Raw genomic sequence first — 15850 nt, 5'->3', positions numbered from 1 at the left:
CCTTTTCGGATCAGCACATCTTCTTGCCGTTCGGCACCGGGTGATCAACACCGGCGAGAACGATCGCACCGGCTTCATCCTCGAAACCGAGCGTCAGGACTTCCGAGCGCACCGGGCCGATCTGGCGCGGCGGGAAGTTGACGACGGCGAGCACCTGGCGGCCGACGAGGTCTTCCAGCGTATAGTGCACGGTGATCTGCGCCGACGACTTCTTGGTGCCGATCTCGGGGCCGAAGTCGATCGTCAGCTTGTAGGCCGGCTTGCGCGCTTCCGGGAAGGGCAGCGCTTCGATGATGGTGCCGACGCGAATATCGACGCGTTCGAAATCGGCATAGGTAATGGTTTCGGTCATGGAATATTCCTTGGAAGGCTATCAGCCCGCCAGTTCCTCGGCGCGCGTGCGGGCGGCGGCGATCGCCTTGTCGAAGAGCGGCTGCATACCATCCTCCGCCATGAGGACGGCAAGAGCCGCGGCAGTGGTGCCGCCGGGAGAGGTCACGTTCTGGCGCAGACGGCTGGCGTCGTCGGGGGACTGGTGAAGCAATTCACCAGCCCCCGCGACGGTTTCCCGTGCGAGACGCATGGCGAGGTCCGCCGGCAGGCCAGCTTTGCGACCCGCCTCCGCCATGCACTCGACGAGATAAAAGACATAAGCCGGGCCGCTGCCCGAGACCGCCGTGACGGCGTCAATATCGCCCTCGGTCGCGACCCACTCGACGGGGCCGCTCACCTTGAGCAAAGAATGCACGAAATCGCGCTGCGTTTCGGAAACACGCGCATTGGCGAAAGCGCCCGTGACACCGCGGCCGATCATCGCCGGCGTGTTGGGCATGGCGCGCACGGTGGCGGCCTCGCCGAGATGGCTTTCGAGATTGGCGATCGTCTTGCCGGCAGCGACCGAGACGACGACCGTCTCAGGCCCTACGAGACCCTTCAACGGCGGCAGGACCTGATCGATGACCTGCGGCTTCACGGCAACGAAGATCACGCCGGCCTTCACGCCTTCAGGCGCAGACGTCTCATGACGCGCGCCGTTGTCGGCGATCAGCTTGGCCATGGCAGGCTGCGGGCCGGGATCGATCACGATCACCGAGGAGCCGGAAATGCCGCTTTTCAGCCAGCCGGCCAGCATCGCGCCGCCCATGTTTCCAGCGCCGATGAGAACAATGGGGCCCGAAGCTGCAACCGCCATCTTCAAGCCTCTCCGACTGTCTCGAAAAGCACCGCATCGACGGCGGACTGGGCGTCCATGCCGGACCAGACGACGAACTGGAACGCCTGGAAATAGGCTTCGCAGGATTCAAGCGCGCTGGAGAGCAGCACCTCGACCTGTCGGTTCGTGGGCTCCGCGCCGCCGGCGAGCAGCAGCGACTGGCGGAAGATCACCACGTCCTCGCGGCGCCACAGGTCGAAATGCCCCATGAGCACCTGCCCGTTCACATGCGACAGCAGGCAATGCACTTCGGTGACCCGGCTTTCCGGGACCTTGATGTCGAAGGCGCAGGCAAGGTGCAGCGCCTCGAACTCTTCCATCCAGGAGAAGGAGACGTGGTAGTCCGCCCACTTGCCTTCGACGGTCATCGCGATCTCGTCTTCGCCCGACCGCTCGAATGTCCAGTCATTGTTGGCTGCGACGAATTCGATCATATCGACCGGGTTGGACTGACGTCCGATATCCAATTCCATAAGGCTCATGCATCACCTTCTAGGCCGGAAGGCATGCGCTATCGTGCTTACACACACGGCGCGGCAAACCAAACTCCGGAAACAACACTGAATGATTGCTCGGCACTACAAGCACTCTGGACGACTTACCCTGTCCGAAGCTTGCGCTGCCATTCTCGAATCATCATTTAAAATCAGTGTATAACGGCGGAGTCACGGCGCCAGCCCCTAAGCCGCCATTTTCTCCGCCCGGTTGTGGACAGAGGTTGTGAAAAAGATTCAGGTGGGGCGGGTAAGGGACTCTGCGAAAACAGCTTTTCGGAAGTGTCCACAGGGGTAAAAATTTTATTAAAAAAAACGGTTGGCGCGATGTGAATCACGCCAACCGAGTCCTGATGGTCAAAACCTGTGCTGAAACGGCTCAGCCGTTCGCGTTGAGACGGGCTTCCAGGGCCTCGATGCGCTTCAAAAGCGCGTCGTTTTCGTCCCGCGCCTTGACTGCCATTTCGCGCACCGCTTCGAATTCCTCGCGCTTGACGAGGTCCATGCCGTTGATGAAGCGCTCGGCCTGAGCGCGGAACACCGTCTCGGCCTCCTTGCGCACGCCCTGCGCGGCGCCGGCGGCATCGGTCATCAGCTTGGCGAAGTCGTCGAGAATGCGGTTCGCACCGGTGGTCATGGTCTGCCCTCCTCGGGTGTCGATGGTGGTCCTGCGGGCATTCCTATCCCGCGCCTTGGCACTGAGGTAGGGTTTGACGGCGCGGCTTGCAAGCGGATTCCGGTGGATCGGCGCCCGTGGCAGCCGCTGCGGCACCCCCCATCACGATTTATCGCCTTGACCCTGCCACGAGGCGTCGCCATCTTCCGCGCAAAACAGGAAGATCAAAACCTTGACGAACATCGCCCAGCTTTTCGCCATCATGCCCTATCCGGAGATCGACCCGATCGCCTTTTCGATCGGCCCCGTCGCTGTGCACTGGTATGGCATCGCCTATGTCGTGGGCATCATGCTGGGCTGGTTCTATGCGCGCCGGCTGGTCGAGACGCCGCGGCTGTGGGCTGGCGAGGCACCGGCAACGCGCGTGCAACTTGACGATTTCCTCGTCTGGGCGGCCGTCGGCATCATTCTGGGTGGCCGTATCGGTTACATCCTGTTCTACGATTTTCCGAACGTCGCCGCCGATCCCCTGCGCGCCCTCCAGGTGTGGAACGGCGGCATGTCCTTCCATGGCGGCCTTGCCGGCACGACGCTCGCCATGATCCTGTTTGCCCGGCGCAACGGCATTGCCATCTGGAGCCTGTTCGACATCGTCGCCGCGGTGGTGCCTATCGGCCTGTTCTTCGGCCGCATCGCCAACTTCGTCAACGGCGAACTCTGGGGCCGCCTTTCCGATGCGCCCTGGGCCGTGATCTTCCCGGAAGCCGGCCCCTTCGCCCGCCACCCGAGCCAGCTCTACGAGGCAGGCCTGGAGGGCATCGTGCTGCTCGCCGTCCTGGCGATCGCCATCTACCGTTTCGGCGCGCTGAAGCGCCCCGGCCTCGTCACCGGCATCTTCGTGGCAGGGTATGCCCTCTCGCGCATCACGGTCGAATTCTTCCGCGAGCCGGATCCGCAGCTCGGTTATCTCCTCGGCGGTTGGCTGACCATGGGCATGCTGCTGTCGCTGCCGATGCTGGCACTTGGCCTCTGGGCGATTGTTCGCGCCCGTGCGGCTCGCCCAGTCAGCGCCTGAGCGGACGGTAGCCCATGCCGACACCCCTCGCCCGCAAGATCAAGGCGCTGATCCGCATCAACGGCCCGATCAGCATCACCGACTATTTCGCACTCTGCCTCGCCGATCCCGAACACGGCTATTACCGTACCCGCGACCCCTTCGGCCGCGCCGGTGACTTTGTCACCGCACCGGAGGTGAGCCAGCTCTTCGGCGAAATGCTCGGCATCTTCCTCGTGCACGCCTGGCAGAAGCATGGCGGACCGGCAGAGGTGCGGATCGCCGAGATCGGCCCCGGCCGCGGCACGATGATGGCCGATATGCTGCGTGTCATCGTCAAGCTCGCGCCGCAGCTTTACGAGACCGCGACGATCCACCTGATCGAGACCAGCCCGAAGCTGCGCGCCCTCCAGCATGAGACGCTCGGCATGCACGCCGCGCGCGTCACCTGGCACGACAGTTTCGAGGAGCTGCCGGACGGCTTCGTGCTGCTTGCCGCCAACGAGCTTTTCGACGCCATCCCGATCCGCCAGTTCATCAAGACCCCATCCGGCTTCCGCGAGCGCATGGTCGGCCTCGATGCCGAGGACGAACTGACCTTCGCCGCCGGGGTCGCCGGCATCGATCCGGCCCTGCTGCCGGACCATCACAAAAATGTTCCCGACGGCACGATCTTCGAGATCGCTCCGGCCCGCGAAGCGGTCATGGCGACGATCGGCGAGCGCATCGCCCGCTTCGGCGGCACCGCATTGGCGATCGACTACGGTCATTTCGTCACCGGCTTCGGCGATACGCTCCAGGCGGTGCTGAAACACGACTTCGACCCGCCGCTCGCCCATCCCGGCGAGGCCGACCTGACAAGCCATGTCGATTTCGAGCGCCTTGCCGGCGCGGCTGCCGCGGCCGGCCTCCATGTGCACGGCATGCTGCACCAGGGCGATTTCCTCGTCGGCCTCGGTATCGGCGAACGCGCCTCCGCGCTCGGCCGTCACCGCGACGAGGCGACGCAGCAGTCGATCCTGAACGACGTCGCCCGGCTTGCCGGCTCCGGCGCGGGCAAAATGGGTGATCTTTTCAAGGTCTTGGCCGTCGGCAGCGCATCGCTTTCACTTTTTCCTTTCCGCCAGCCGGATTGACAGAGGGGGCAAGGCCCGACAACATCCGGCCCGATTTGCAGCCCGCATGCCCCGGCGACATTTTTGCCTGGCGATCCGTCCCCAAGCCCAGCCGAGAGACCATGAAGGACCAAGCATTTCCCGCCCCGATCGAAAGCCCGCTGCTGGCAGAACGTGCCGGCAAAACGGTGCAGCACGGCTTCTTCACCCGCGCCGGCGGCGTCTCGCAGGACATCTATCGCGGCCTCAATGTCGGCCTCGGCTCGAAGGATGAGCGCAAGAACGTCATCGAGAATCGCGCCCGCGTCGCCCGCTGGTTTTCCGCAACCCCCGAGCGCCTCGCCACGGTGCATCAGGTCCATTCGCCGGATGTCGTGGTTGTCGATGATAGCTATGACGGTGCCCGCCCGGAGGCCGACGCGATGGTCAGCGCCACGCCCGGCATCGTGCTCGGCGTTTTGGCTGCGGACTGCGGCCCGATCCTGTTCTGCGACCCCGACGCCCGCGTCGTCGGTGCCGCTCATGCCGGCTGGAAGGGCGCGCTCTACGGCGTGCTGGAAAGCACCATCACCGCCATGGAAAAGCTCGGCGCCAAGCGGCAAAACATCCTTGCCAGCCTCGGTCCCTCCATCAGTCGGCGCAACTACGAGGTCGGCCCGGAATTCGTTGAGCGTTTTCTTGGCGTCGACAAGGCCTATGCGCGTTATTTCACGCCGTCGGGAAAGCTCGATCACGCGATGTTCGACCTGCCGGGCCTGACCACGCAACGCTTGAGCGATGCCGGGGTGACCGCGGAAAACCTGGATATCTGCACCTATCCCGACGAAGATCGCTTCTTCTCCTACCGGCGCACGACGCACCGTCAGGAACCCGACTACGGCCGCCAGATATCGGCGATCATGATACGGGCGTAACGCCCCAAAACAGACGAAGACGACGGAGACACCACAATGGCACTTCACTTCGATACCGAGGAATACGCCAACCGACTCCAGCGCCTGACCGCCCGCATGCGGGAGGAAAAAATCGACGCCATGCTGCTTTTCGCGCAGGAGAGCATGTACTGGCTGACCGGCTACGACACGTTCGGCTACTGCTTCTTCCAGACGCTGGTCGTCAAGGCCGACGGCAGCATGGTTCTGCTGACGCGTTCGGCGGACCTGCGCCAGGCGCGCCACACCTCCAACATCGGGAAAATCGAGATCTGGATCGACCGCATGAATGCGGACCCGACGATGGATCTGAAAAACCTGCTGTCCGATATGGATCTGCTCGGCTGCCGCATCGGCATCGAATATGACACGCACGGCCTGACCGGCCGCAATGCCCGCCAGCTCGACATCCAGCTCCAGAGCTTCGGCCAGATCGTCGATGCTTCGAACATTGTCAGCCGGCTCCGGCTCATCAAGAGCCCTGCCGAGATCGCCTATGTCGAGCGCGCGGCCGTCCTCTCGGACGACGCGCTGGCTGCCGCCCTGCCGCTCATCGTGCCGGGCGGTGACGAGGCCGCGATCCTTGCCGCCCTGCAGGGCGCCGTGCTCGCCGGCGGCGGCGATTATCCCGCCAACGAATTCGTCATCGGCTCCGGCGTCGATGCCCTGCTCTGCCGCTCGAAATCCGGCCGGCGCCGGCTCGATGCCCAGGACCAGTTGACGATCGAATGGGCCGGCGTCAGTGCCCGCTATCATGCCCCGATGATGCGCACCGCCCTCATCGGCGAGCCGACCGCCCGCCACCGCGAACTCTACAGCACCTGCCGCGAGGCCATTCAGGCGATGGAAATGGTGCTTCGCCCCGGCAACACCTTCGGCACCGTTTTCGAGACCTTTGCCCGTATCATCGATGAGCGCGGCCTCGCCCGCCATCGGTTGAACACCTGCGGATACTCGGTCGGCGCCCGCTTCGCCCCCTCCTGGATGGACCTGCAGGCCTTCCTCCTCGGCAATCCCCAGGAAATCGAGCCGAACATGTCGCTCTTCGTGCATACGATCATTTTCGATTCCGATAGCGGCACCGCGATGACGCTCGGCCAGACCTATCTGACGACGACCGACACGCCGAAGCCGCTGTCACGCTACGGGCTTGATTTCATCGCGGTGTGATGGATCGATCGCCGGCCTGCCAGATCCCGCAATTGACAGGCCTTCGGCCGATACCCATAAATCGTTGCGGGGCACGGAGGAGGCAAAAGGCCTTCGGAGAAACACGGACGAGAACGATGCAAGAGCTGATGAAGCGGCTGGCAGTGATCGGCCTGATTGCCGCCCTTGCCGGCTGCAACAGCACCGACGCGCTGACACCACAGGTCGATGTCGGTGGCGGCGGGTTCAATTCGCCGCCCGTCACCCAGAACGACCTTGATCAGATGAGCGCCCAGACGACGTCTGTAACCACGACGCCGGCCACCTCGACAACCCAGAGAACGGCCTTCACGCCATCGGCCGAGGCCGGCAGCACGACGGGCGCGGATACCGCCGGCACGCTGGAGGCCCAGGCCGATGCGCTCGCCCGCAACAATACCGGCCGCAACACGACGCAATCCGACACCACACTCGCCCGCACCACCGCACAACGCTCGCTCGCGGCGGAAACATCGACCGGCGCGGAAGAGGTTGCAGCCGTCTCGCCCACAGCCGAGACCGGCGAGACGATCCGCTTCCTGCCGATTATCGGTGCGCCGGTCGAGGCCGTGACCCCGCTCTCCAAGCGCCTTGGCGCTGAAGCCCGCTCGAACGGCCTGAAGATCCGCAGCGCCTCCGACAATTCCAGCAAATACATCCTGAAGGGCTACTTCTCCGCCTTGAACGACGGTGGCAAGACGACCGTCGTCTATGTCTGGGACGTTCTCGATGGCAGCGGCGCGCGGCTGCACCGCATCCAGGGACAGGAAACCGTCTCGGGCACCGCATCGGATCCGTGGGCTGCCGTACCGTCCCGCACGATGGAAGGCATCGCCCAGAAGACGATCCGCCAATATCTCGACTGGCGCGGCACTGCGCCGGGTTAAGGGAGCCGGACAAACCCTCCGGGCGAAGGCTTGCCAGGAGATTTTCATCCGCCCGTCGGGAGCCGACCAAAGGCAGTGTTATCGGCATCGACAAGGGTCGGCGACGACGCGAAAGGCAAAAAGCACCAGCAGGTCGATCCCGAGAGGTTTTGTTAGGCACTCCGGGACTGCTGAAACGGTAAATCACAGCGAAATGCGAAGATTCGCTTTTCCGATGCGGCAAGGCCCTTGCATTCGCGGTTTGAGCCGCTTAAACGCCCCCCATCAGCTTAATCCACAGGCGGACCATAAATGAAGGTTTTCGCGGGCAATTCGAACCGGCTTCTGGCCGAAGCGATCTGCAATTATCTGAATGTTCCGCTCGGCCGGGCTACGGTCAGACGCTTCGCAGACCAGGAAATCTTCGTAGAAATCCAGGAGAATGTGCGCGGCGAGGACGTTTTCGTCGTGCAGTCGACCTCGTTCCCGACCAATGATCACCTGATGGAAATGCTCATCATGATCGATGCCATGCGCCGCTCCTCGGCGCGCCGCATCACGGCCGTGATCCCCTATTTCGGTTATGCCCGTCAGGACCGCAAGCCCGGTCCGCGCACGCCGATCTCGGCAAAGCTCGTCGCCAACCTGATCACCGAATCCGGCGCCGACCGCGTGATGACGCTCGACCTGCACGCCGGCCAGATCCAGGGCTTCTTCGACATCCCGACCGACAACCTCTACGCCGTGCCGATCCTGGCGCGTGACGTAAAGGAAAACTACAATCTCGAAAACGTCATGGTCGTCTCGCCGGACGTCGGCGGCGTGGTGCGCGCCCGCGCGCTTGCCAAGCGTCTCGATTGCCAGCTGGCGATCGTCGACAAGCGCCGTGAGCGCGCAGGCGAATCCGAAGTCATGAATGTGATCGGTGACGTCACCGGCAAGGACTGTCTGCTGATCGACGACATCGTCGACTCGGGCGGCACGCTCTGCAACGCTGCCGAAGCGCTGCTCAAGAACGGCGCGACCAGCGTCACCGCCTATATCACGCACGGCGTGCTCTCCGGCGGCGCCGTCGCGCGCGTCACCTCTTCCAAGCTCAAGGAACTGGTGATCACCGACTCGATCCAGCCGACTACGGCCGTCCAGTCGGCGCACAATATCCGCGTCATCTCGACTGCCAACCTGCTCGGCGAAGCGATCAACCGCACCAGCGCGGAAGAGTCGGTTTCCAGCCTCTTCGACTGAAGCCAATCCGGCGGTCGCAAGTCCCGATCTGGCCCATGCCCTGCATAGGTTGCGTGACCTAGCGCGTCTCAATCAGCCCCTGTTTTTTAAGCCAGCGCCAATACCGGATCTATCGGTTTTGCGATAGGGTCCACTAAGATTCGCTAGGAGGACCCATGACTTTGATATCGCCTTTCTTATCCCGGCTGGCGGGACGCATAGCCATCCTTCTCGCCGCCGGCACGCTGGCGGCTTGCCAGGTCGATGTCGACCAGGGCGGCGGCTACGACCCACGCCCGCAGATGTGCACCAGGGAATATGACCCGGTTTGCGGCTCGCGACCCGGTGATATCCAGACGTTTCCCAATGCCTGCGAAGCGCGCTCCAGCGGCTTCCAGATCGTCGGTCGCGGTGAGTGCCGTCCCGGCGGTCGACCGGACCCGCGTCCGGATGAAGGCCGTGCCTGCACGCGCGAATATGCACCGGTCTGCGGCTCGCGTGGCCGTGACCGCCAGACGTTTGCCAATGCCTGCGAGGCACGCTCGAGCGGCTTCGACGTCATCGGCCGCGGCGAGTGCCAGATCCGCCGTCCCGACAGTGGCTGGACTGACAGCGGCGACGGCCGGGATCGTCCGCGCGATCGGGATCGGGATCGCGAGGACAACCGCAGCGACCGCGAGCGGGAACGGGATCGCAACCGCGATGAAGGGGACCGCGAGCGTCCGCGTGATCAGCGCGCCTGCACGATGGAATACAATCCGGTCTGCGGACAGCGTGGCCGTGACGTCAAGACCTTCGGCAATACCTGCTCTGCGGGCGCTGCAGGCTACCGCGTCATTCGCCCCGGCGAGTGCCCTGCACGCTGAGCATCAGTTCGACCAACGCGCATGACCAGAACCCCGCCGTCCAAACGGCGGGGTTTTGCATTTGAGCCAACCGGGTGACGTTCAGCGTGCGGGTAGCGGACAGGCCTCGCCACCGCCGAACAGGCGCGAGCGGGTGAGGAAGCGTTTTTCCCGGCCATTGTCGAGCGAGAACATACCGCCGCGGCCGGGCACGACGTCGATGATCAGCTGCGTGTGTTGCCACACCCCGAACTGGCTCTCGCTGATATAGACCGGCACGCCGCCGATCTCGCCGAGCTTCACGTCCCGGTCTCCGACGATGTAGTCGTCCGCCGGATAGCACATCGGTGACGAGCCGTCGCAGCATCCCCCCGACTGGTGGAACAGGATTTCGGGATGATCCGCCTGGATCTCCCGGATGAGTGCAAGGGCGGCATCGGTCGCCACCACGCGCGGTTCGGTCGCAATTTCAGACATGGCACGGCTCCCTTGACGCGTTTTCCCTCCCCCCGGGCAGCGGGGAGAGGGATGGGGCGTGGAGCAACGGCGGACAGGGCTCCACCACCCGTCGATCGCCTTCTCTCGGGGAGGCCGGGGAGAAGGACGGGCGGTCGCTCAGAAGAAACCGAGCGCCTTGGGAGAGTAGCTGACCAGCATGTTCTTGGTCTGCTGGTAGTGGTCGAGCATCATCTTGTGCGTCTCGCGGCCGATGCCCGACTGCTTGTAGCCGCCGAAGGCAGCATGGGCCGGATAGGCATGGTAGCAGTTGGTCCACACACGACCGGCCTGGATATCGCGGCCGAAGTGGTAGCAACGGTTCGCTTCGCGGCTCCACACGCCGGCGCCGAGACCGTAGAGCGTGTCGTTGGCGATGGCGAGCGCTTCCGCATCGTCCTTGAAGGTCGTGACCGAAACCACCGGTCCGAAGATTTCCTCCTGGAAGATGCGCATCTTGTTGTGACCGCGGAAGACGGTCGGCTTGACGTAATAGCCGCCGGAAAGGTCGCCGTCGAGATCGTTGCGCCCGCCGCCGGTCAGCACTTCCGCACCTTCTTGCCGGCCGATGTCGATATAGGACAGGATCTTTTCCAGTTGCTCGGAGGAGGCCTGCGCCCCGATCATCGTCGCGGTGTCGAGCGGGTTGCCCTGCACGATCTTTTCGACGCGCTTGATCGCCTTTTCCATGAAGCGATCATAGATCTTTTCATGCACCAGCGCGCGGCTCGGGCACGTGCAGACCTCGCCCTGGTTCAGCGCGAACATCGCAAAACCTTCGAGCGCCTTGTCGAGATAGTCGTCGTCCTCGTTCATCACGTCGGAGAAGAAGATGTTCGGCGACTTGCCGCCCAGCTCCAGCGTGACCGGAATGAGGTTCTGGCTGGCATATTGCATGATCAGGCGGCCGGTCGTCGTCTCGCCGGTGAAGGCGATCTTGGCGATGCGCGGGTTGGAGGCAAGCGGCTTGCCGGCTTCCAGACCAAAACCGTTGACGATGTTGAGCACGCCGGCCGGCAGCAGGTCGCCGATGAGTTCGGCCCAGACGAGGATCGACGACGGCGTCTGTTCGGCGGGCTTCAGCACGACGCAGTTGCCGGCGGCAAGGGCCGGTGCCAGCTTCCAGGTGGCCATCAGGATCGGGAAGTTCCACGGAATGATCTGGCCGACGACGCCGAGCGGCTCGTGAAAGTGATAGGCGATGGTCTCGTGGTCGACCTCGCCGATCGTGCCTTCCTGCGCGCGAACACATGAAGCGAAGTAGCGGAAATGGTCGATCGCGAGCGGAATGTCGGCGGCGAGCGTTTCGCGCAGCGGCTTGCCGTTATCCCAGGTTTCGGCGCGGGCGAGGAGGTCGAGATTGTCCTCCATGCGCTGGGCGATCTTCATCAGGATGTTGGAGCGCTCGGTTGCCGAGGTGCGGCCCCACTTGTCCTTGGCGGCGTGGGCCGCGTCGAGGGCGAGCTCGATATCGGCAGCGTCGGAGCGGGCGACTTCGCAGAGCTTGCCGCCGGTGATCGGCGTGATGTTGTCGAAGTAGCGGCCCGCCACCGGCTCCTTCCATTCACCACCGATGAAATTGCCGTACTTCGCCTTGTACGGGTTTTCGACGATCTTCTGATGCAGCATGTCAATTCCTCCCAAAGAGACCCGGTTGGGCCGTCGAGAGCATGGTGCTGCGCTTCGTGGGGGAGCGGTAGAGGCCAGCCGGCGATGGCGGCGGGGACTGTTTCAGAATTGAGACAGGTGGATGCGACAGGCTGTGCTGCGCCGCAACATTCCGGGCATTCAGTTGATGGAGAGCTTCTTCATCTTCCGATAGAGCGTCGCGCGGCTGATGCCGAGCAGGTCCGCCGCCTGGCTGACATTGCCGCCGGCGCGCGTGAGGACGCGGCGAAGGGCTGCGCGCTCCGCGTCGTCGAGGTCACGCCCCTCCTCCGCCCGGTCCTCGTGCAGCAGATCGGAGGCCGCAATGCCGGTCGCGATCCGCCGGTCGTCGAGGCCGAGCATCTGACGGGCGGCGCGCGTGGCGCCGAGCACGAGATCGTCGCGATCGACCGCCAGCAGCGCCGGCGCGGTACGGCTTTCGGCCGGCACGAGAAGGATGCGGGCTGTGGAAAAGGCGCGGCGGAAGAGGCCCGCCTCGATGCGGGCAGCCGCATCACGCACCGCTTGCGAGAGGATCGACATGGTCATGTCGTTGGCATCGTCACGGCATGTGGAAATGTCGATGGCGGCAGCGATACGACCGGTGTGATCGCGGATCGGCGCCGTCGTGCAGGACAGCCCGGTGTTTTGCGAGAGGAAATGCTGGTCGCGCAGAATAAGCACCGGCCGCTCGTCGGCAAGCGCCGTGCCGATGCCGTTGGTGCCGACGCTCGCCTCGCTCCAGACGGTGCCGGACCAGAGCCCGACACCACGGAAATCGCGGTCGTCACCCGCAGCACCACGCCGTTCGAGCGCTATGCCGTTCTCGTCCGTCAGCAGCAGGCAGCAACCGGCCTTGCCGACCGTGGCGAAAAGCCGGTCGATCTCGCCGCGCGCCTCTTCGATCAACACGCTGGAGCGGGCGCGGGCATGGTGGAATTCGGATTCTGTCAGTCGCCACGGCACGCGGGCTTCTTCCGGCGTCAGGCCGTGCAGGGTCAGGCAGCGACGCCAGGAAGCAGCCACAGGGGAACTCGCCGCCGCCGAGGTATGGGCCGCAACGGTGTTCACATGATCCGCGTGATCGAAACGCGCAGACATCCGCTCTCCTCCCGAGGGCTTCCGACCGATCGTCGCATAAAAATACAACGCACCAGACTATACCCATGTTTCGGACGGCTGGTCCAGCCGGACGAAGGTCCAAGATCGGGTCGACCGTTTTGGGCTACGGCTTTTGACCCGCCGGCAGCGTCACAAGCCTGTTTCCAAGCCCCGCGCCGCCTGTTACCAGTGCAGCACATCCTTTTCAGCATCGATCCTGCCATGTTCCGTGACTTTTCCGCCCAAGCCCTGTTCATGGGCCTGCTCACCGCCTTTGTCGGCTTTGCCAGTTCCTTCGCCGTCGTCCTGCATGGCCTGACGGGTGTCGGCGCCACGGAGGCACAGGCCGCGTCCGGCCTGATGGCGCTGTCCGTGTCGATGGGCGTTTGCGCCATCGTGCTGAGCGCCGCGACGCGCCTGCCGATTTCCATCGCGTGGTCGACGCCGGGTGCAGCACTGCTCGCCAGTTCCGGCGCGGTCGAGGGCGGGTTTGCCACGGCGGTCGGCGGCTTTCTCGTGTGCGCCGTGCTGATCATCATTGCCGGACTGTGGAAGCCGCTCGGCCGCATGGTCGCGGCCATTCCGGCGACGCTCGCCAATGCCATGCTTGCCGGCGTGCTGATCGGGCTGTGTTTTGCGCCGGTGAAAGCCATTGCCTTCGATCCGCTGCTCGGCCTGCCCATTGTCATCGCCTGGGTCGTCGTCGGCAGCATCAACCGGCTCTACGCCGTGCCGGCAGCGCTGGCCGCCTTCGTCGTGGTGCTCGCCTTCGGCATCGACATTCCGGAGGGCGCTTTTGCGGGGCTTGGCGAATCGCTGCTGCCGAAGCCGGAACTCGTGATGCCCGCCTTCACGCTTGCCGGCCTGGTCGGCATTGCCCTGCCGCTCTTCATCGTCACCATGGCGTCGCAGAACATTCCGGGCATCGCCGTCCTGAAGGTGAACCACTACGAGCCCAAACCCGGCCCGCTCTTCGCCGTCACCGGCTTCTTTTCCCTGCTCTCCGCGCCCTTTGGCGGCCATGCGGTCAATCTTGCCGCCATCACCGCCGCCATGTGCGCCGGCAGCGACGCACATCCCGACCCGGCCAAACGCTACTGGTCGGCGATCAACGCGGGCATTTTCTATGTGATCTTCGGCCTCGCCGCCGGCGCGGTCACGGCCTTCGTCAGCCTCGCCCCGCCGATCCTCATCCAGGCGGTGGCCGGCCTCGCGCTGATCAGCGCATTCGCCGGCTCGGCACTCAACGCCTTCAAGGAACCGGAAAGCCGCGAGGCGGCGGCGGTGACTTTCCTCGTCACCGCCTCGGGCGTCTCGTTCGCCGGAATTTCCGGCGCATTCTGGGGGCTGATCGGTGGTGGCCTGATGCTGGCGCTTGCAAGGTTCACGGCAAAGCGCCGCGGCTGACCCTTACTGCTGGAACGGCAACGGCTGGCCGTTGATCAGCACCTTGCCGTCCTCGCCGACCTTCAAATCCCAGGCCTGCGCCCCGCTACCCGCGTCGCGCGCAAGCCCCTTCATCATCAACAGACCGAAAGCCGCCTGGCCGAACTGCGGCACGGCAGCGGCGTTCTTCTGGAGATAGGCGACGGTCTTGTCGAACGAGCGCATGGTGATCGTCACGTCGGCGCTGTGGCGATCCTGCTGGTCGGGATAGACCAGCATCTTGCCGGAGAGGTGCACGTCGTAGATCGGCGAGACGGCGGAAACATCCTCGAACTCGACCGTCATCGTGCCGTCCGGCAGCACGATCTTGCCGATCTCCTTGTTCTGCTCCTCCGTCAACGGCTCCGATTTGGTGAAATCCGCATGGTCGACGAGGTAGTTGACGGCACCTGCAAGATCCAGATTGGTGACGGCCGCCTTGAAGGTCGCCCGCTCGGGCACCGCCTCTGCAAAGACCGCCGGCAGGACCCCGGCTGGGGCTTTCGGTTTCTCCACGCCGAAGCCGAAGCCCACGCGCGTGGAATGGGCGATGCCGTTCATGTTGATATCGTAGGTGACAGTGTCAGCCCCGAAGAGGCCCTTGTCCGTGCCGACCGTGACGTTCGACGCCTTGATCGTTTCGGTCAGATTGTCGAAGACCGGCAGGGAGGCACGCAGCATCTCCTTCAGCCGCGCGGCATCCGCCGCCTCGAGCTTGTCCTTGTGCATGTTGTCGAGAATGAAGAAGACGAGGTCCTGCATCACCTTGTAGCGGGCGCCATCCATGCTGACATCGATATCGATCGTATCGGCGCCGATATCGACCCGGCCACTCGGCCCGCCGGTAATCGTCTCGGCAAAGGCCTTCATCACGCCCGTGCTCGTCACGTCGAGCGTACCTTCTCCCCGCTTCTCGGCCGCAACGCGCATCGCGGTTTCGCCGATGCTGGCCGTGACGCTCTCCTGCGGCGAGGTGGTGGAGAAGGCGATCTTCTGCGCCGTCCAGTCTGCGGAGGTAAAATAGAGAATCTCCGGATCATAGATCCCGTCGAGCTTCATCGAATCGATGAGGTAGGTGAAGGAATTCTTGCCCGGTGCTGCATCGACCGTGCCCTTGATGTCGAAACTGTCGTTCGCCTCGACGCGATAGGTGCCCTCCGGCATCGGCCTGAGATAGGCGGTCATCGGCTTCAGGCCTTCGACGGTCACCGGCCCCGTCTTCGCCTTCTCGAGTAGCACCGTCGGGTTGAAGCGCAGCTCGTAGAACGAGGAGGCGGCCTTGACGGTCACGAGGCCGGCGTCGATCATCTCCTGCGGCAGATAGCGGGTGAGCCGCTGCTGGATGCTTTCAGCCTCGGACGGCGAAACCTGCTGGGCCAAGGCGGGGCTCGCGAATACGAGCGCAAATGCGGCCGAGGCCATCAGGGTCTGTCGTCTCATCGGGGTCTCCTTCGCCGAACCGCTTCCTACCGAACATCCAATCACGGCGGCACCGTGTCAATCCGGGGTCAATCCGGGCCGAGGCCTTGCATTTCCGGGCATTCTCGTTTATCGAGCCCCCGTCCGCGTAGACACCCTTGGAGGCAACGCGGATGAGGCTTTCACGAAATCCTCAAGTTTTGCGCTGCTAGCGAA

The 15850-nt window shown here is 64.1% G+C and carries 16 protein-coding genes; 8 read left to right on the top strand and 8 right to left on the bottom strand.

Annotation, left to right across the window (positions count from 1 at the left end):
- Window positions 1-10: 10 nt before the first annotated feature.
- The 4 genes from BSY16_RS01855 to BSY16_RS01840 form a co-directional block, all read right to left on the bottom strand.
- A complete protein-coding gene (locus tag BSY16_RS01855; protein WP_069058095.1) occupies window positions 11-352 on the bottom strand; it encodes a tRNA-binding protein in 342 nt (113 codons plus the stop codon).
- A 21-nt stretch (window positions 353-373) separates the two neighbouring features.
- A complete protein-coding gene (gene proC / locus BSY16_RS01850) occupies window positions 374-1192 on the bottom strand; it encodes a pyrroline-5-carboxylate reductase (protein WP_069058094.1) in 819 nt (272 codons plus the stop codon).
- 2 nt (window positions 1193-1194) lie between these two features.
- Window positions 1195-1695: a type III secretion system chaperone family protein gene (locus BSY16_RS01845; RefSeq protein ID WP_069058093.1), complete on the bottom strand. Its 501-nt coding sequence runs from the start codon at window positions 1693-1695 to the stop codon at window positions 1195-1197.
- Between the two features lie 391 nt (window positions 1696-2086).
- Entirely contained in the window at window positions 2087-2344 is a 258-nt protein-coding gene (locus BSY16_RS01840) for an accessory factor UbiK family protein (protein WP_069058092.1), read from the bottom strand.
- A 241-nt stretch (window positions 2345-2585) separates the two neighbouring features.
- On the opposite strand from BSY16_RS01840, the gene lgt reads away from it, so the two are divergent.
- From lgt to BSY16_RS01805, 7 genes are all read left to right on the top strand, one after another.
- Window positions 2586-3398, top strand: coding sequence for a prolipoprotein diacylglyceryl transferase (gene lgt, locus BSY16_RS01835; RefSeq protein ID WP_069061312.1), 813 nt, complete (start codon window positions 2586-2588; stop codon window positions 3396-3398).
- 14 nt (window positions 3399-3412) lie between these two features.
- On the top strand, window positions 3413-4513 hold the full coding sequence (locus tag BSY16_RS01830; protein WP_069058091.1) for a class I SAM-dependent methyltransferase: 1101 nt from the start codon (window positions 3413-3415) through the stop codon (window positions 4511-4513).
- A gap of 101 nt (window positions 4514-4614) precedes the next feature.
- Complete coding sequence (gene pgeF / locus BSY16_RS01825) at window positions 4615-5406, top strand: peptidoglycan editing factor PgeF (protein ID WP_069058090.1); 792 nt, start codon at window positions 4615-4617, stop codon at window positions 5404-5406.
- A gap of 36 nt (window positions 5407-5442) precedes the next feature.
- Complete coding sequence (locus BSY16_RS01820; protein WP_069058089.1) at window positions 5443-6594, top strand: M24 family metallopeptidase; 1152 nt, start codon at window positions 5443-5445, stop codon at window positions 6592-6594.
- Between the two features lie 116 nt (window positions 6595-6710).
- Window positions 6711-7499 carry a hypothetical protein gene (locus BSY16_RS01815; protein ID WP_069058088.1) on the top strand — a complete coding sequence of 263 codons (789 nt, stop codon included), beginning with the start codon at window positions 6711-6713 and terminating at the stop codon, window positions 7497-7499.
- 291 nt (window positions 7500-7790) lie between these two features.
- On the top strand, window positions 7791-8723 hold the full coding sequence (locus BSY16_RS01810) for a ribose-phosphate pyrophosphokinase (protein WP_069058087.1): 933 nt from the start codon (window positions 7791-7793) through the stop codon (window positions 8721-8723).
- Between the two features lie 155 nt (window positions 8724-8878).
- Window positions 8879-9568 carry a Kazal-type serine protease inhibitor family protein gene (locus BSY16_RS01805; protein ID WP_069058086.1) on the top strand — a complete coding sequence of 230 codons (690 nt, stop codon included), beginning with the start codon at window positions 8879-8881 and terminating at the stop codon, window positions 9566-9568.
- An 81-nt stretch (window positions 9569-9649) separates the two neighbouring features.
- Here the strand turns inward: BSY16_RS01805 and BSY16_RS01800 are convergent, their stop codons facing one another.
- From BSY16_RS01800 to BSY16_RS01790, 3 genes are all read right to left on the bottom strand, one after another.
- Window positions 9650-10024: a DUF779 domain-containing protein gene (locus tag BSY16_RS01800; RefSeq protein WP_069058085.1), complete on the bottom strand. Its 375-nt coding sequence runs from the start codon at window positions 10022-10024 to the stop codon at window positions 9650-9652.
- Window positions 10025-10162: 138 nt separating this feature from the next.
- The gene (adh, locus tag BSY16_RS01795; protein WP_069058084.1) at window positions 10163-11671 is read right to left on the bottom strand and encodes an aldehyde dehydrogenase; all 1509 of its coding nucleotides are present in this window, start codon (window positions 11669-11671) and stop codon (window positions 10163-10165) included.
- Window positions 11672-11830: 159 nt separating this feature from the next.
- Complete coding sequence (locus BSY16_RS01790) at window positions 11831-12790, bottom strand: helix-turn-helix domain-containing protein (RefSeq protein WP_069058083.1); 960 nt, start codon at window positions 12788-12790, stop codon at window positions 11831-11833.
- Between the two features lie 222 nt (window positions 12791-13012).
- Here BSY16_RS01790 and BSY16_RS01785 point away from each other — a divergent pair, with 222 nt between their 5' ends.
- Complete coding sequence (locus BSY16_RS01785) at window positions 13013-14197, top strand: benzoate/H(+) symporter BenE family transporter (RefSeq protein WP_150129846.1); 1185 nt, start codon at window positions 13013-13015, stop codon at window positions 14195-14197.
- Between the two features lie 3 nt (window positions 14198-14200).
- Here BSY16_RS01785 and BSY16_RS01780 read toward each other — a convergent pair whose 3' ends face one another.
- The gene (locus tag BSY16_RS01780) at window positions 14201-15655 is read right to left on the bottom strand and encodes a hypothetical protein (RefSeq protein WP_150129845.1); all 1455 of its coding nucleotides are present in this window, start codon (window positions 15653-15655) and stop codon (window positions 14201-14203) included.
- Between the last annotated feature and the right edge of the window lie 195 nt (window positions 15656-15850).

Source organism: Sinorhizobium sp. RAC02 (genome assembly GCF_001713395.1).
GTDB lineage: Bacteria > Pseudomonadota > Alphaproteobacteria > Rhizobiales > Rhizobiaceae > Shinella.
Note: the sequence above shows the minus strand (reverse complement) of the source record. Positions and strands in the feature narration are given on the sequence as shown.